Raw genomic sequence first — 16264 nt, 5'->3', positions numbered from 1 at the left:
GGGGCCTTGGGGCGCGGGGCTACAGCCCGGCCGCCGCCTTGAGCGCGTCCACGCGGTCCGTGCGCTCCCAGGTGAAGTCGGGGAGCTCGCGGCCGAAGTGGCCGTAGGCGGCCGTCTGGGCGTAGATCGGGCGGAGCAGGTCGAGGTCGCGGATGATCGCGGCCGGGCGGAGGTCGAAGACCTCGGCGATGGCGGACTCGATCTTGTCCGTGTCGATCGTGTTGGTGCCGAAGGTCTCGACGAACAGACCGACCGGCTCGGCCTTGCCGATCGCGTACGCGACCTGGACCTCGCAGCGGGCGGCGAGGCCGGCGGCGACGACGTTCTTCGCCACCCAGCGCATCGCGTACGCGGCGGAGCGGTCGACCTTGGACGGGTCCTTGCCGGAGAAGGCGCCGCCGCCGTGGCGGGCCATGCCGCCGTAGGTGTCGATGATGATCTTGCGGCCGGTGAGGCCGGCGTCGCCCATCGGGCCGCCGATCTCGAAGCGGCCGGTCGGGTTCACCAGCAGGCGGTAGCCGTCGGTGTCCAGCTTGATGCCGTCCTCGACGAGTTGCCCCAGGACGTGCTCAACGACGAACTCGCGGATGTCGGGCGCGAGCAGCGAGTCCAGGTCGATGTCGCTGGCGTGCTGCGAGGAGACGACGACGGTGTCCAGGCGGACGGCCTTGTCGCCGTCGTACTCGATGGTGACCTGGGTCTTGCCGTCGGGGCGCAGGTAGGGGATGGTCCCGTTCTTGCGCACCTCGGAGAGCCGGCGGGAGAGCCGGTGCGCCAGGTGGATCGGGAGCGGCATCAGCTCGGGCGTCTCGTCGCAGGCGTAGCCGAACATCAGGCCCTGGTCGCCGGCGCCCTGCTTGTCGAGCTCGTCCTCGTCGCCCTCGACGCGCTTCTCGTACGCCGTGTCGACGCCCTGCGCGATGTCGGGGGACTGGGCGCCGATCGAGACCGAGACGCCGCAGGACGCGCCGTCGAAGCCCTTCTTCGACGAGTCGTACCCGATCTCCAGGATCTTCTCGCGGACCAGCTGGGCGATCGGCGCGTACGCCTTGGTCGTGACCTCGCCCGCCACGTGCACCAGGCCCGTGGTGATCAACGTCTCCACGGCGACACGGGACGTGGGGTCCTCGCGCAGAAGCGCGTCGAGGATCGTGTCGCTGATCTGGTCAGCGATCTTGTCGGGGTGACCCTCGGTCACGGACTCCGAGGTGAACAGACGACGGGACACAACGCTCCCTGGGGTTGCAGCGGCTGCTGGCTGATCATGGGTGGGACGGGCCGGGGGCTGCGCCCGGCGTCGTTCCACGACCAGTTTATCGGTCGGTACCGGTCACCGGACCACTTGTCTCGCACATTGAAAGCTCTGTGACCTGGGACACCGCATTCTGCAATACGGCGAACGGCCCTCACCAGAGCCTGCCGCCATGGAATTTGGCGGGTTCGGAGCGGCCGGTGCGGTGAACGTGAATTTATGCGAAACGCGGAACGACAAGATCCCAGACCATGTCGGCGAGCCCCTCCTTGGGGCCGTACGGGACCGGGGTCTCGGTGCCGTCGGCGGCCAGGACCACCGCCTCGTTCTCCTCCGAGCCGAAGGTCTTGCGCTCCCCCACCTCATTGACGACCAGCAGGTCACAGCCCTTGCGGGCGAGCTTGTGGCGGCCGTTGGCGAGGACGTCGTCGGTCTCGGCGGCGAATCCGACGACCACCTGGCCGGGCCGCGGCCGGTCGGCGGAGAGCTCGGCGAGGACGTCCGGGTTGCGGACGAGGGCGAGCGGCGCGGGCTCCTGTCCGTCCTTCTTCTTGATCTTCCCGGCCGCGTACGACTCGGGCCGGAAATCGGCGACGGCCGCGGCCATGACCACCGCGTCCGCGTCGGCGGCGGCCTTCAGGACCGCCTCCCGCAGTTGCACAGCGGTGCCGACCCGCACCACGTCCACGCCCGCCGGATCGGGCAGCCCGGTGTTGGCCTCGACCAGGGTGACGCGGGCGCCCCGGGCCACGGCGGTCCGGGCCAGGGCGTACCCCTGCTTCCCGGAGGAACGGTTCCCCAGATAGCGGACCGGGTCCAGCGGCTCGCGCGTGCCGCCCGCGCTGACCACCACGTGGCGGCCCTCCAGGTCCCGTCCGCCGGCGCCCCGGGCGAGCACCCGGCGGCAGACCTCGAAGATCTCGGCGGGGTCGGGCAGCCGCCCCTTGCCGGTGTCCACGCCGGTGAGGCGGCCCACCGCGGGCTCGATGACGACCGCGCCCCGGCGGCGCAGCGTCGCCACGTTCTCCTGGGTGGCGGGGTGCTCCCACATCTCGGTGTGCATGGCGGGCGCGAAGACGACCGGACAGCGGGCGGTGAGCAGGGTGTTGGTGAGCAGGTCGTCGGCGAGGCCGTGGGCCGCCTTGGCCAGCATGTCGGCGGTGGCGGGCGCGACCACCACGAGGTCGGCCTCCTGGCCGATGCGCACGTGCGGCACCTGGTGCACGTCGTCCCACACCTCGGTGGAGACGGGGTGCCCGCTGAGCGCGGACCAGGTGGCCGCGCCCACGAAGTGCAGCGCGGACGCGGTCGGCACCACGCGCGTGTCGTGCCCGGACTCGGTCAGTCTGCGCAGCAGCTCGCACGCCTTGTAGGCGGCGATCCCGCCGCTGACCCCCAGAACGACCTTCGGCTTGTCCACCGCGTCTCCCCGCATTCGGATACGTACTCCCCTATGACACACCACAGGCCCGGCAGTCGCTCTGCCGGGCCTGTGGTCACACGTACGGGGCCTTACTGGGCCGGGCCCTCGATGGCCTCGGAGGTCAGCAGACCCGCGTTGATCTCGCGAAGCGCGATGGAGAGCGGCTTCTCGTGGACGTGGGTGTCCACCAGCGGGCCGACGTACTCCAGCAGGCCCTCACCGAGCTGCGAGTAGTACGCGTTGATCTGACGGGCGCGCTTGGCCGCGTAGATCACGAGGCTGTACTTCGAGTCGGTTGCTTCGAGCAGCTCATCAATCGGCGGGTTGATGATGCCCTCGGGCGCGGTGATGGAAGAGGACACGTCTGCCTTCCGAAGGGGATTAAAGATCAAACAACTTTCATCAAGGCTAGCAGCTCGCGCGCTACATCCTCGACGGAGGTGTTGACCAGGGTGATGTCGAACTCGGACTCCGCGGCGAGCTCCACCTTGGCGGCGGCGAGGCGGCGTTCGATGACGTCCGGCGCCTCGGTGCCGCGGCCGGTGAGCCGGCGGACCAGCTCGTCCCAGCTCGGCGGCGCCAGGAAGACCAGCTGGGCCTCCGGCATCGACTCGCGGACCAGCCGGGCGCCCTGGAGGTCGATCTCCAGGAGGACCGGCTCACCGGCCTCCAGGCGGTCCAGGACGGCGCGGCGGGGCGTGCCGTAGCGGTTGCCCGCGAATTCGGCCCACTCCAGCAGATCGCCGTTGGCGACCAGCTTGTCGAATTCCTCGTCGTCCACGAAGAAGTAGTGGACGCCGTTGCGTTCGCCGGGGCGCGGCTTGCGGGTCGTCGCCGACACCGAGAGCCATACCTCGGGGTGAACCTTGCGCATATGGGCGACGACCGTGCTCTTGCCGACCCCGGAGGGGCCGGAGAGCACGGTCAGCCGCGGACGTGCGTCCGGGGGTACGGGGGATGACCCCCGGGGTGTTGCTGCCATGCAGCGATTATTCCAGCTTCCCGGGGGTGCCCGGGACGTCAGGCCCCGGCGCCGCCGAACTCGCGCTCAAGGGATGCGATCTGGTTGGAGCCGAGACCCCGCACACGGCGGCTCTCGGAGATCCCCAGGCGCTCCATGATCTGCTTGGCGCGGACCTTGCCCACGCCGGGCAGGGACTCGAGGAGGGCGGAGACCTTCATCTTGCCGATGACGTCGTTCTTCTGACCCTGCTGGATCACGTCGTGGAGGGAGGCACCGGAGTGCTTGAGTCGATTCTTGACCTCGGCCCGCTCCCGGCGAGCCGCGGCGGCCTTTTCGAGCGCGGCTGCGCGCTGTTCAGGGGTAAGGGGCGGAAGAGCCACGCCTACGTCACCTCGGATGTCGAACTGTCGGATACGGACCGGTGAGGAACCTAGTCGCCCCACACCAGGCGAGCAACGAGCGACGCACGAAGCACGTGCGCTCACCCCTGCTCTCGTCGGAGACTAGCGGCCACAACCGCTCCCGTCAGCGAGAACAGACGAAAAGTCCTGGTCAGCCTGTGCCGACCAGGACATTCGCGACATAACACCCGGGTTTTGGGTAAGGAATGCGTCAACGTTTGCCGCGCGTGGCCGCAACCCGCACCCCGGCGGCGTCAGACCGACGCCACCGCCGCGCGGATCTCGTCCGCGAACCGGGCCGCCGAACCCCGCAGGCCCGCGAGGTCGGGACCGTGACGCAGAACACCCCGGCTGACGTTCGGCACCACGTTGGCGACGGCCGCGCCGAAGACCGCGGGCAGGTCCGCGGCGGTCGCGCCCTGCGCCCCGATGCCGGGGGCCAGCAGCGGCCCGTTGATGTCCAGGTCGAACGTCGACAGATCGCCCAGGGTGGCCCCCACGACGGCGCCGAAGGAGCCCATCGGGGCCGCGTCCGCGTTCTCGTCCGCCAGGTGGGCCAGCATGGTCGCGCCGATGCTGCGGCCGTCCTCGCGCACCGCCCGCTGCACCTCCGCGCCCTCCGGGTTGGAGGTCAGGGCCAGCACGAACAGCCCGGCCCCGGTCTCCCGGGCCAGCTCCACGGCGGGCCCCAGCGAGCCGTAGCCGAGGTAGGGCGAGACGGTGAGCGCGTCCGAGAGGAGCGGCGAGCCGGGGCGCAGGAACGCCTCGGCGTAGGCGGCCATGGTGGAGCCGATGTCACCGCGCTTGGCGTCCATCAGGACCAGCGTGCCGGCCTCCCGGGCGTCCGCCACGGTCCGCTCCAGGACCGCGACGCCGCGCGAGCCGAACCGCTCGAAGAAGGCCACCTGCGGCTTGAAGACGGCCACCTGGTCGGCCAGGGCCTCCACGACCGTGCGGGAGAACCGCTCCAGGCCGTCGATGTCGTCGGAGAGCCCCCAGTCCGCCAGGAGCGAGGCGTGCGGGTCGATGCCGACGCAGAGCGGGCCGCGCTCGTCCATGGCCCGGCGCAGCCGGGCGCCGAAGGGCTCCGGGGTGCTGGTGCTCATGCGTTCGCCTTTCGGGTCTCGGCGCCGACGGCCTCGGCGAGGGTGGCGTACGGGGAGGCGGCGAGCCGGGCCGCGAGGCCCTTGTGGATCGCCCGGCCCCAGAAGGGGCCCTGGTAGATGAAGGCGCTGTAGCCCTGGACCAGGGTGGCGCCCGCGAGGATGCGCTGCCAGGCGTCCTCGGCCGTCTCGATGCCGCCGACGCCGATCAGGGTGATCTCGTCGCCCACGCGCGCGTAGAGGCGGCCCAGGACCTCCAGGGAGCGCTCCTTGAGGGGCGCGCCGGAGAGTCCGCCGGTCTCCTTCACCAGGGCCGGGTCGGACTTCAGGCCGAGGCCCTCGCGGGCGATGGTGGTGTTGGTGGCGATGATGCCGTCCAGGCCGAGCTCGACGGCCAGGTCGGCGACCGCGTCCACGTCCTCGTCGGCGAGGTCCGGGGCGATCTTGACGAGCAGCGGGACCCGGCGATCGGTGACCGTGCGGTCGGCGGCCTCGCGCACCGCGGTGAGCAGCGGGCGCAGCGACTCGGTCGCCTGGAGGTTGCGCAGTCCGGGCGTGTTGGGCGAGGAGACGTTGACGACCAGGTAGTCGGCGTGCGCGGCGAGCCGCTCGGTCGACTTCACGTAGTCGGCGGCGGCGTCCTCCTCGGGGACGACCTTGGTCTTGCCGATGTTGACGCCGACCGTCGTGCGGAAGACCGCCTCGCGGGCCGCCAGGCGCTCGGCCACGGCCGCCGAGCCCTCGTTGTTGAAGCCCATGCGGTTGATCAGCGCGCGGTCCTGGACCAGCCGGAACAGCCGCTTCTTGGGGTTGCCGGGCTGGGGCTCGCCGGTGACGGTGCCGATCTCGACGTGGTCGAAGCCCAGCATCGCCATGCCGTCGACGGCCACGGCGTTCTTGTCGAAGCCGGCCGCCAGGCCGAACGGGCCGTGCATGCGCAGGCCGAGCGCCTCGGTGCGCAGCTCGCGGTACCGGGGCGCGAGCGCCGCCGCGACGAAGGTGCGCAGGACGGGGATCCGGGCCGCCAGACGGATCCAGCGGAAGGCCAGGTGGTGGGCCTGCTCCGGGTCCATCCGCTTGAAGACCAGGTGGAAGAAGAGCTTGTACATGTCGTAGTCCTCATGCGGAGGGGGACACCGTTTCCGGTGTCCCCCTCGGGCGTCTGCTAGTCGCGGGCCGCGGTCAGGTGCTCCGCGTGTTCCTGGAGCGAACGCACTCCCACGTCACCGCGGTTGAGCGCGTCGATGCCCTGGACGGCGGCGGCGAGCGCCTGGACCGTGGTGAGGCAGGGGACGCTGCGGGCCACCGCCGCGGTACGGATCTCGTAGCCGTCGAGCCGGCCGCCGGTGCCGTACGGGGTGTTGACGATCAGGTCGACCTGGCCGTCGTGGATCAGCTGGACGATCGTCTTCTCGCCCTGCGGGCCCTCGCCCTCGCTGAGCTTGCGCACCACGGTGGCGTTGATGCCGTTGCGGCGCAGCACCTCGGCGGTGCCGGAGGTGGCCAGGAGCTCGAAGCCGTGGGCGACCAGCTCGCGCGCCGGGAAGATCATCGTGCGCTTGTCGCGGTTGGCGACCGAGATGAACGCGCGGCCCTTGGTGGGCAGCGGGCCGTACGCCCCGGCCTGCGACTTGGCGTAGGCGGTGCCGAAGACGGAGTCGATGCCCATGACCTCGCCGGTGGAGCGCATCTCCGGGCCCAGGACGGTGTCCACGCCGCGGCCGTGGACGTCGCGGAAGCGGCTCCACGGCATCACGGCCTCCTTGACGGAGATCGGCGCGTCCAGCGGCAGGGTGCCGCCGTCGCCGTTCTTCGGCAGCAGGCCCTCCTCGCGCAGCTGGGCGACGGTGGCGCCCAGCGAGATGCGGGCGGCGGCCTTGGCCAGCGGCACCGCGGTCGCCTTCGAGGTGAAGGGGACGGTCCGCGAGGCGCGCGGGTTGGCCTCCAGGACGTAGAGGATGTCCCCCGCCATCGCGAACTGGATGTTGATCAGACCGCGCACGCCGACGCCCTTGGCGATGGCCTCGGTGGAGGCGCGCAGCCGCTTGATGTCGAAGCCGCCGAGCGTGATCGGGGGCAGCGCGCACGCCGAGTCGCCGGAGTGGATGCCGGCCTCCTCGATGTGCTCCATGACGCCGCCGAGGTAGAGCTCGGTGCCGTCGTAGAGGGCGTCCACGTCGATCTCGATCGCGTCGTCCAGGAACCGGTCGACCAGGACCGGCCGGGTCGGGCTGATCTCGGTGGACTCGGCGATGTAGGACTCCAGGCGGGTCTCGTCGTAGACGATCTCCATGCCCCGTCCGCCCAGCACGTACGAGGGGCGCACCAGCACCGGGTAGCCGATCTCGTCCGCGATCGCCTTCGCACCCGCGAAGGTGGTGGCGGTGCCGTGCTTCGGGGCGGGCAGCCCGGCCTCCGCCAGGACGCGGCCGAAGGCGCCGCGGTCCTCGGCGGCGTGGATGGCCTCCGGGGAGGTGCCCACCACGGGCACGCCGTTGTCCTTGAGCGCCTGCGCCAGGCCCAGCGGGGTCTGGCCGCCGAGCTGGACCACCACGCCCGCGATCGGGCCGGCCAGCGACTCGGCGTGCACGATCTCCAGCACGTCCTCGAGGGTCAGCGGCTCGAAGTAGAGGCGGTCGGAGGTGTCGTAGTCGGTGGAGACGGTCTCCGGGTTGCAGTTGACCATCACCGTCTCGTAGCCCGCCTCGCTCAGCGCGAAGGAGGCGTGGACACAGGAGTAGTCGAACTCGATGCCCTGGCCGATGCGGTTCGGGCCGGAGCCCAGGATGATCACGGCGGGCCGGGTGCGCGGGGCGACCTCGGACTCCTCGTCGTAGGAGGAGTAGAAGTACGGGGTCTTCGCCGCGAACTCCGCCGCGCAGGTGTCGACCGTCTTGTAGACCGGGCGCACGCCCAGCGCGTGGCGGACCTCGCGCACCACGTCCTCGCGCAGGCCCCGGATCTCGGCGATCTGGGCGTCGGAGAAGCCGTGCCGCTTGGCCTCGGCCAGCAGGGCCGGCTCCAGCTTGTCGGCGTCGGTCAGCTCGTCGGCGATCTCCTTGATCAGGAAGAGCTGGTCGACGAACCACGGGTCGATCCTCGTGGCGTCGAAGACCTCCTCGGGGGTGGCGCCCGCGCGGATCGCCTGCATCACGGTGTTGATGCGGCCGTCGGTGGGGCGCACCGCCTCGCGCAGCAGCTCGGCCTTCTCGCCGACCTCGCCCACGAAGGTGAACTGCGAGCCCTTCTTCTCCAGCGAGCGCAGCGCCTTCTGCAGCGCCTCGGTGAAGTTGCGGCCGATCGCCATCGCCTCGCCGACCGACTTCATGGTCGTGGTGAGGGTCGAGTCGGCGCTCGGGAACTTCTCGAAGGCGAACCGCGGGGCCTTGACCACCACGTAGTCCAGGGTCGGCTCGAACGAGGCCGGGGTCTTCTCCGTGATGTCGTTCGGGACCTCGTCCAGCGTGTAGCCGATGGCGAGCTTGGCCGCGATCTTCGCGATCGGGAAGCCGGTCGCCTTGGACGCCAGGGCCGAGGAGCGCGAGACGCGCGGGTTCATCTCGATGACGATGACCCGGCCGTCGGTGGGGTCGATGGCGAACTGGATGTTGCAGCCGCCGGTGTCGACACCGACCTCGCGGATGATCGCGATGCCGATGTCCCGCAGCCGCTGGTACTCGCGGTCGGTCAGCGTCATAGCCGGGGCGACGGTGATGGAGTCACCGGTGTGCACGCCCATGGGGTCGAAGTTCTCGATGGAGCAGACGACCACCACGTTGTCCTTGGTGTCGCGCATCAGCTCCAGCTCGTACTCCTTCCAGCCGAGGATGGACTCCTCCAGGAGCACCTCGGTGGTCGGGGAGAGCGTCAGGCCCTGGCCGGCGATGCGGCGCAGCTCCTCCTCGTCGTGCGCGAAACCGGAACCGGCGCCGCCCATGGTGAAGGACGGGCGCACCACGACCGGGTAGCCGCCCAGCGTCTCGACGCCCTTGAGGACGTCGTCCATGGAGTGGCAGATGACCGAGCGGGCGGACTCGCCGTAGCCGATCTTGGCCTTGACGGCCTCCACGACGCCCTTGAAGAGGTCGCGGTCCTCGCCCTTGTTGATCGCCTCGACATTGGCGCCGATCAGCTCGACACCGTACTTCTCCAGCACACCCTGCTCGTGCATGGAGATCGCGGTGTTGAGCGCGGTCTGGCCGCCGAGGGTGGGAAGCAGCGCGTCCGGGCGCTCCTTGGCGATGATCTTCTCGACGAACTCGGGGGTGATCGGCTCGACGTAGGTGGCGTCGGCGATCTCCGGGTCGGTCATGATCGTGGCCGGGTTGGAGTTCACCAGGATGACCCGCAGGCCCTCGGCCTTGAGCACCCGGCACGCCTGCGTGCCGGAGTAGTCGAACTCCGCTGCCTGGCCGATGACGATCGGGCCGGAGCCGATGACCAGGACGGACTGGATATCGGTGCGCTTAGGCACGCTCGGCCTCCATCAGGGATACGAAGCGGTCGAAGAGGTACGCGGCGTCGTGCGGGCCGGCAGCCGCTTCGGGGTGGTACTGGACGGAGAAGGCAGGCTGGTCGAGCAGCTGGAGGCCCTCCACGACCTGGTCGTTCAGGCAGACGTGGGAGACCTCGGCGCGGCCGAAGGGGGTCTCGGAGACCTTGTCGAGGGGCGCGTCGACGGCGAAGCCGTGGTTGTGCGCGGTGACCTCGACCTTGCCGGTCGTACGGTCCTGCACGGGCTGGTTGATGCCCCGGTGGCCGTACTTCAGCTTGTAGGTGCCGAAGCCGAGGGCGCGGCCGAGGATCTGGTTGCCGAAGCAGATGCCGAAGAGCGGGGTCCTGCGCTCCAGGACGGCCTTCATGACGGCGACGGGGCCGTCGGCGGTGGCCGGGTCGCCCGGGCCGTTGGAGAAGAACACGCCGTCCGGGGAGACCGCGTACACGTCCTCCACGGTGGCGGTGGCGGGCAGCACGTGCACCTCGATGCCGCGCTCGGCCATCCGGTGCGGGGTCATGCCCTTGATGCCGAGGTCCACGGCGGCGACGGTGAACTTCTTCTCGCCGATCGCCGGGACGACGTACGCCTCCTTGGTGGCGACCTCGGCGGAGAGGTCCGCGCCCTGCATCTCGGGGGCCTGGCGGACCTCGGTCAGCATGGTGCCCTCGTCGGGCAGCGCGTTGCCGGAGAAGATGCCGACGCGCATCGCGCCGCGCTCGCGCAGATGGCGGGTGAGGGCGCGGGTGTCGATGCCGGAGATCCCGACGACGCCCTGGCGGCGCAGCTCCTCGTCCAGCGAGCGCTGCGAGCGCCAGTTGGAGGCGACGCGGGCGGGGTCGCGCACGACGTAGCCGGCGACCCAGATGCGCCCCGACTCGGGGTCCTCGTCGTTGACGCCGGTGTTGCCGACGTGCGGCGCGGTCATCACGACGACCTGGCGGTGGTACGACGGGTCGGTGAGGGTCTCCTGGTAGCCGGTCATACCGGTGGAGAAGACGGCCTCGCCGAAGGTCACCCCCACGGCCCCGTAGGCACGGCCGTGGAACGTACGGCCGTCCTCCAGGACGAGGACTGCGGGAACCCTGGCGGCTCCCCTGGTGGAGGTCGTCATCGTGCGGCGCCTTCCGTCGTGGTGGTGGGGTGGTTCATGGAGTTGATGGCCTCGATCCAGGCGGCGTGCTCGGACGCCCGGTCGGATCGGAAGCCGGAGTCGATCAGCTTGTCGCCGTGGGCCCAGGTGACGACCAGCAGGCCGCCCTCCGGGAGGACCTTTCCGGCGATCGCCTTCTCGGACCTGGCCTCGCGCAGCGCCTCGGCCGGGATGAAGAAGTCGTTCGCCCCGGGCCGTACGACGTGCACGCCCTCGGCCGACAGGGTGAGCTCGGCCCTGCTGCGCACGCCCAGGCCGTGCGCGACGATCCGGTCGAGCCACTGCCCGGCCGTGGTGGAGCCGTGGTAGCGCCCGCTCATGCTCAGTGTCGCCGGACCGGTCGCCTTGGGCACGGCGGGCAGCTCCGGCAGGTCCGACTGGAGGGTGCCGCGCCACTTCCAGCCCTGGCGCATCAACCAGTAGACGAAGCCGACGAAGATCAGCACGCCGACGACCCAGGCGATCCGGGCCCCCCAGTGCGTCACCTCGGCCGACTTCTGCTCGGCCGCCAGCGCGCTCACGCCGAGATTGAAGAGTGCAGGTGTCATGCCAGCTTCCCGTCCGCGACCGTCGCCCTGCCCCGCAGGAAGGTGTGGGTGACGCGTCCCGGCAGCTCACGGCCCTCATAGGGGGTGTTGCGGCTGCGGGAGGCGAAGCCCGCGGGGTTCACGGGACCACGGTATGCCGGATCCACCAGCGTCAGGTTGGCGGGCTCGCCTGCCGAGACGGGGCGGCCGTGGTCGTCGGCGTTGCCGATCCGGGCGGGCTTGAAGGACATCCGGTCGGCGACGTCCGCCCAGTTCATCAGCCCCGAGTCGACCATCGTGTGCTGGACGACGGAGAGCGCCGTCTCCAGGCCCACCATGCCCATGGCCGCCGCGGCCCACTCGCAGTCCTTGTCCTCGTGCGGGTGCGGGGCGTGGTCGGTGGCGACGATGTCGATCGTGCCGTCCGCGAGCGCCTCGCGCAGCGCCATGACGTCGGCCTCGGTGCGCAGCGGCGGGTTCACCTTGTAGACCGGGTTGTACGAGCGGACCAGCTCGTCGGTGAGGAGCAGGTGGTGCGGGGTGACCTCGGCGGTGACGTCGATGCCGCGCGACTTGGCCCAGCGGACGATCTCGACCGAGCCGGCCGTGGAGAGGTGGCAGATGTGCACCCGGGAGCCGACGTGCTCGGCGAGCAGGACGTCCCGGGCGATGATCGACTCCTCGGCGACGGCGGGCCAGCCGCCCAGGCCCAGCTCGGCGGAGACGACGCCCTCGTTCATCTGGGCGCCCTCGGTGAGGCGCGGCTCCTGGGCGTGCTGGGCGACGACGCCGCCGAACGCCTTCACGTACTCCAGGGCGCGGCGCATGATCACGGCGTCGTCGACGCACTTGCCGTCGTCGGAGAAGACGGTGACCCCGGCGGCCGAGTCGTGCATCGCGCCGAGCTCGGCGAGCTGCTTGCCCTCCAGGCCGACGGTGACGGCGCCGATGGGCTGCACGTCGCAGTAGCCGTGCTCGCGGCCGAGGCGCCAGACCTGCTCGACGACGCCCGCGGTGTCGGCGACCGGGAAGGTGTTGGCCATGGCGAACACCGAGGTGTAGCCGCCGCGGGCGGCGGCCTGGGTGCCGGTCAGCACCGTCTCGGAGTCCTCGCGGCCCGGCTCGCGCAGATGGGTGTGGAGGTCGACCAGGCCCGGCAGCAGGACCTGCCCGTCGGCCTCGATCACCCGGGCGCCCTCGTCGGAGAGCCCGCTGCCGACGGCCGCGATCGTCTCGCCGTCGATCAGGACGTCCTGGACCTCGCCGCCCAGCACCTTCGCACCACGGATGAGGATCTTGCTCATGATTACTTGGTCTCCGAATCGACGGGGCGGTGGTGGCTGACGGCGGGCTCGTTGCCGCCCAGGAGCAGGTAGAGGACCGCCATGCGGGTGTGGACGCCGTTGGCGACCTGCTCGATCACGGTGCAGCGGTCCGAGTCGGCGACCTCGGCGGTGATCTCCATGCCCCGGACCATCGGGCCCGGGTGCATCACGATGCCGTGCTCGGGCATCTTCGCCATCCGCTCGCCGTCGAGCCCGTACCGCCGCGAGTACTCGCGCTCGGTCGGGAAGAAGGCGGCGTTCATCCGCTCGCGCTGCACACGCAGCATCATCACCGCGTCGGACTTCGGCAGCACGCTGTCGAGGTCGTAGGAGACGTCGCAGGTCCAGTGGTCCACGCCGACCGGCAGCAGGGTCGGCGGGGCCACCAGGGTGACCTCGGCGCCGAGGGTGTGCAGCAGGTCGACGTTGGAGCGGGCCACCCGGCTGTGCAGCACGTCGCCGACGATCGTGATCCGCTTGCCCGCCAGGTCCTGGCCCAGGCCCGCGTCCCGGCCCACCAGCCGGCGGCGCATGGTGAAGGCGTCGAGCAGGGCCTGGGTGGGGTGCTGGTGGGTGCCGTCGCCCGCGTTGACGACGGCCGCGTCGATCCAGTCGGAGGTGGCGAGCCGGTAGGGGGCTCCGGAGGCGCCGTGGCGGATGACGACGGCGTCCACGCCCATCGCCTCCAGGGTCTGGGCGGTGTCCTTCAGGGACTCGCCCTTGGAGACCGAGGAGCCCTTGGCGGTGAAGTTGATGACGTCGGCGGACAGGCGCTTCTCGGCGGCCTCGAAGGAGATCCGGGTGCGGGTCGAGTCCTCGAAGAAGAGGTTGACGATCGTACGGCCGCGCAGGGTCGGCAGCTTCCTGATCGGCCGGTCGGCGACCCGGGCCATCTCTTCGGCGGTGTCGAGGATGAGCACGGCGTCGTCGCGGGTGAGGTCGGCGGCCGAGATGAGGTGGCGCTTCATCTGGGTTTTCTCCAGGGTTGTGGAGGTTTGGGCATGCGGGCGCGCAGAAGTGCCGCACGGGCCGGTACGACCCGTACTCCGTACGGCGAAAGGTCTACTGGTCGCCGGCCTGGGCGGTCCGCTTGGCACCGAGCAGCACGGCGTCGCGGCCGTCCTCCTCGGCGAGCTGGACCTTGACCGTCTCCCGCAGCGACGTCGGGAGGTTCTTGCCGACGTAGTCGGCGCGGATCGGAAGTTCGCGGTGGCCGCGGTCGACGAGGACCGCGAGCTGCACGGCGCGCGGGCGGCCGAGGTCGTTCAGCGCGTCGAGCGCGGCGCGGATGGTGCGGCCGGAGAAGAGCACGTCGTCGACGAGGACGACCAGCTTGCCGTCGAGGCCGTCACCGGGGATCTCGGTGCGGGCCAGCGCGCGCGGCGGGTGCATCCGCAGGTCGTCCCGGTACATGGTGATGTCCAGGGAGCCGACCGGGACCTTGCCCGCGGTGATCTCTTCGAGCTTGTCGGCCAGCCTGCGGGCGAGGAAGACGCCACGGGTGGGGATGCCGAGCAGGACCACGTCGTCGGCGCCCTTGGCACGTTCGACGATCTCGTGGGCGATGCGGGTCAGTACCCGCGCGATGTCGGGGCCCTCGAGAACGGGGCGCGCCGGATCGCTCTGATGCGTGTCCATACGAAACGGACCTCCTTCTCCGCCTCACGGGACGGACCTTAAAGGACGTCGGAATTACAGCGTCCACGGTACCAGGGCCTTTGCCCGTCTTCACACGGGGTCGTCACCCGTCTGGGGTGGGGGTATGGACCATTCGGCTTGACGCGGGCAAGTAACGCTGCGTAACCTCACAGTGAGTTACCAGCCACGCGGCGGAGCCGCACGTTGCCTCAGCGTCCGGGGAGCTATATGTCCAGCGAATACGCAAAACAGCTCGGGGCCAAGCTCCGCGCCATCCGCACCCAGCAGGGCCTGTCCCTCCATGGTGTGGAGGAGAAGTCCCAGGGCCGCTGGAAGGCCGTGGTGGTCGGTTCCTACGAGCGCGGCGACCGTGCCGTGACCGTGCAGCGCCTCGCCGAGCTGGCGGACTTCTACGGCGTCCCGGTGCAGGAGCTCCTTCCCGGCACCACCCCCGGCGGTGCGGCCGAGCCGCCGCCGAAGCTCGTCCTCGACCTTGAGCGCCTCGCGCACGTCCCGCCGGAGAAGGCGGGCCCCCTCCAGCGGTACGCGGCGACCATCCAGTCGCAGCGCGGCGACTACAACGGCAAGGTGCTGTCGATCCGTCAGGACGACCTGCGCACCCTGGCCGTCATTTACGACCAGTCCCCCTCGGTGCTCACCGAGCAGCTGATCAGCTGGGGCGTCCTGGACGCGGACGCGCGCCGCGCGGTCGCCCACGAGGACAACTGAGGCATCAGCAGCCACTTCAGCAGAAACGTGCCGCCGCCGGGCCGGCCGGGATCCTTCGGGGTCCGGGCCTACCCGGCGGCGTTTGCGCGCGGGCCGGAACGCGGCGGCACGGGGGCCGGTCGCGAAGGCGGCTCCGGGGCCGGGCCCCGGGCACGGCGAAGGGGCCCGCCGTACGGGAAGTACGGCGGGCCCCTTCGGGTGCCTGAACGGCGTGTGCCGGTACCGGCGACGGGACTAGGCGTCCCGGCGCAGGCTCGGCTTGAGCTCCTTGAAACGGGCCAGCAGCCCGTTCACGAAGGCCGGGGAGTCGTCCGTGGAGAACTCCTTCGCCAGCTGCACCGCCTCGTCGATGACGACGGCGTCCGGCGTCTCGTCCTCCCAGACCAGCTCGTACGTCCCGAGCCGCAGGATGTTCCGGTCGACGACCGGCATCCGGTCGAGCGGCCAGTCCACCGAGTACGTGGAGATGAGGTCGTCGATGCGCGCCTCGTACTGCGCGTACCCCTCGACGAGCTGCATCGTGTACTCGTTGACCGGAGGCTGGCGGTCGTCGGACCGCGAGTGCCGCACCCAGTCCGCGAGGACCGTCTGCACGGACTCGCCGCGCTGGTCGGCCTCGAAGAGGATCTGGAAGGCGCGCTTGCGGGCCTTGTTCCGGGCAGCCACGGTTAGCTGTTCACCCGGCCGAGGTAGTCGCTGGTGCGGGTGTCGACCTTGACCTTCTCACCGGTGGTGATGAAGAGCGGCACCTGGATCTGGTGGCCGGTCTCCAGGATGGCGGGCTTGGTGCCACCGGTGGAGCGGTCGCCCTGGACGCCCGGCTCGGTCTCCTGGATGACCAGCTCGACGGCGGCCGGCAGCTCCACGTAGAGCACCTCGCCCTCGTGCTGCGCGACCGAGGCGGTGAAGCCCTCGATCAGGAAGTTGGCGGCGTCGCCGACGTTCTTCCGGTCGATGTGCAGCTGGTCGTAGGTCTCCATGTCCATGAAGACGAAGTACTCGCCGTCCATGTAGGAGAACTGCATGTCACGGCGGTCGATGGTGGCGGTCTCGACCTTCGTGCCGGCGTTGAAGGTCTTGTCGACGACCTTGCCGGAGAGCACGTGCTTGAGCTTGGTGCGCACGAAGGCCGGGCCCTTGCCGGGCTTGACGTGCTGGAACTCGACGACGGACCAGAGCTGGCCCCCGTCGAGCTTGAGCACCATGCCGTTCTTGAGGTCGTTCGTGGAAGCCACGGTTGCGGAATCTCCTGGA

At 70.5% G+C, this 16264-nt stretch carries 16 protein-coding genes; 1 reads left to right on the top strand and 15 read right to left on the bottom strand.

The features are described 5' to 3' along the window. Nucleotides 1-19 precede the first annotated feature (19 nt). The 13 genes from metK to pyrR form a co-directional block, all read right to left on the bottom strand. A complete protein-coding gene (gene metK / locus AB5J87_RS29390) occupies nt 20-1228 on the bottom strand; it encodes a methionine adenosyltransferase (protein WP_369380879.1) in 1209 nt (402 codons plus the stop codon). Between the two features lie 241 nt (nt 1229-1469). Next, nucleotides 1470-2672, bottom strand: a complete 1203-nt coding sequence (gene coaBC / locus AB5J87_RS29385; RefSeq protein WP_369380876.1) for a bifunctional phosphopantothenoylcysteine decarboxylase/phosphopantothenate--cysteine ligase CoaBC — start codon at nt 2670-2672, stop codon at nt 1470-1472. A gap of 92 nt (nt 2673-2764) precedes the next feature. Further along, entirely contained in the window at nt 2765-3037 is a 273-nt protein-coding gene (gene rpoZ / locus AB5J87_RS29380) for a DNA-directed RNA polymerase subunit omega (protein ID WP_005319902.1), read from the bottom strand. 26 nt (nt 3038-3063) lie between these two features. Then, nucleotides 3064-3657, bottom strand: coding sequence for a guanylate kinase (gene gmk / locus AB5J87_RS29375; protein WP_369380875.1), 594 nt, complete (start codon nt 3655-3657; stop codon nt 3064-3066). Nucleotides 3658-3695: 38 nt separating this feature from the next. Further along, nucleotides 3696-4019 carry an integration host factor gene (locus tag AB5J87_RS29370; protein ID WP_369380874.1) on the bottom strand — a complete coding sequence of 108 codons (324 nt, stop codon included), beginning with the start codon at nt 4017-4019 and terminating at the stop codon, nt 3696-3698. Nucleotides 4020-4294: 275 nt separating this feature from the next. Continuing rightward, nucleotides 4295-5146: an orotidine-5'-phosphate decarboxylase gene (pyrF, locus tag AB5J87_RS29365; protein WP_369380871.1), complete on the bottom strand. Its 852-nt coding sequence runs from the start codon at nt 5144-5146 to the stop codon at nt 4295-4297. Then, entirely contained in the window at nt 5143-6252 is a 1110-nt protein-coding gene (locus tag AB5J87_RS29360) for a quinone-dependent dihydroorotate dehydrogenase (RefSeq protein WP_369380870.1), read from the bottom strand. The genes pyrF and AB5J87_RS29360 overlap by 4 nt, the downstream gene beginning before the upstream one ends. 56 nt (nt 6253-6308) lie before the next feature. Then, complete coding sequence (gene carB, locus AB5J87_RS29355; protein WP_369380867.1) at nt 6309-9617, bottom strand: carbamoyl-phosphate synthase large subunit; 3309 nt, start codon at nt 9615-9617, stop codon at nt 6309-6311. Further along, complete coding sequence (gene carA / locus AB5J87_RS29350; protein WP_369380865.1) at nt 9610-10752, bottom strand: glutamine-hydrolyzing carbamoyl-phosphate synthase small subunit; 1143 nt, start codon at nt 10750-10752, stop codon at nt 9610-9612. Before carA ends, carB begins: the two co-directional genes overlap by 8 nt. Continuing rightward, the gene (locus AB5J87_RS29345) at nt 10749-11339 is read right to left on the bottom strand and encodes a hypothetical protein (protein WP_369380863.1); all 591 of its coding nucleotides are present in this window, start codon (nt 11337-11339) and stop codon (nt 10749-10751) included. The genes carA and AB5J87_RS29345 overlap by 4 nt, the downstream gene beginning before the upstream one ends. Next, nucleotides 11336-12622: a dihydroorotase gene (locus AB5J87_RS29340; RefSeq protein WP_369380861.1), complete on the bottom strand. Its 1287-nt coding sequence runs from the start codon at nt 12620-12622 to the stop codon at nt 11336-11338. Before AB5J87_RS29340 ends, AB5J87_RS29345 begins: the two co-directional genes overlap by 4 nt. 2 nt (nt 12623-12624) lie before the next feature. After that, entirely contained in the window at nt 12625-13611 is a 987-nt protein-coding gene (locus tag AB5J87_RS29335; RefSeq protein WP_369380859.1) for an aspartate carbamoyltransferase catalytic subunit, read from the bottom strand. Nucleotides 13612-13705: 94 nt separating this feature from the next. After that, the gene (gene pyrR, locus AB5J87_RS29330) at nt 13706-14281 is read right to left on the bottom strand and encodes a bifunctional pyr operon transcriptional regulator/uracil phosphoribosyltransferase PyrR (protein WP_369380857.1); all 576 of its coding nucleotides are present in this window, start codon (nt 14279-14281) and stop codon (nt 13706-13708) included. Between the two features lie 228 nt (nt 14282-14509). Here pyrR and bldD point away from each other — a divergent pair, with 228 nt between their 5' ends. After that, nucleotides 14510-15010, top strand: a complete 501-nt coding sequence (gene bldD, locus AB5J87_RS29325) for a transcriptional regulator BldD (RefSeq protein ID WP_067155757.1) — start codon at nt 14510-14512, stop codon at nt 15008-15010. 234 nt (nt 15011-15244) lie between these two features. Here bldD and nusB read toward each other — a convergent pair whose 3' ends face one another. Both nusB and efp read right to left on the bottom strand, forming a co-directional pair. Then, nucleotides 15245-15676: a transcription antitermination factor NusB gene (nusB, locus tag AB5J87_RS29320; protein ID WP_369380855.1), complete on the bottom strand. Its 432-nt coding sequence runs from the start codon at nt 15674-15676 to the stop codon at nt 15245-15247. Nucleotides 15677-15678: 2 nt separating this feature from the next. After that, complete coding sequence (efp, locus tag AB5J87_RS29315; protein WP_369380854.1) at nt 15679-16245, bottom strand: elongation factor P; 567 nt, start codon at nt 16243-16245, stop codon at nt 15679-15681. Between the last annotated feature and the right edge of the window lie 19 nt (nt 16246-16264).

Origin of the sequence: Streptomyces sp. cg36, assembly GCF_041080675.1 — a bacterium.
Taxonomy (GTDB): Bacteria; Actinomycetota; Actinomycetes; order Streptomycetales; family Streptomycetaceae; genus Streptomyces.
Note: the sequence above shows the minus strand (reverse complement) of the source record. Positions and strands in the feature narration are given on the sequence as shown.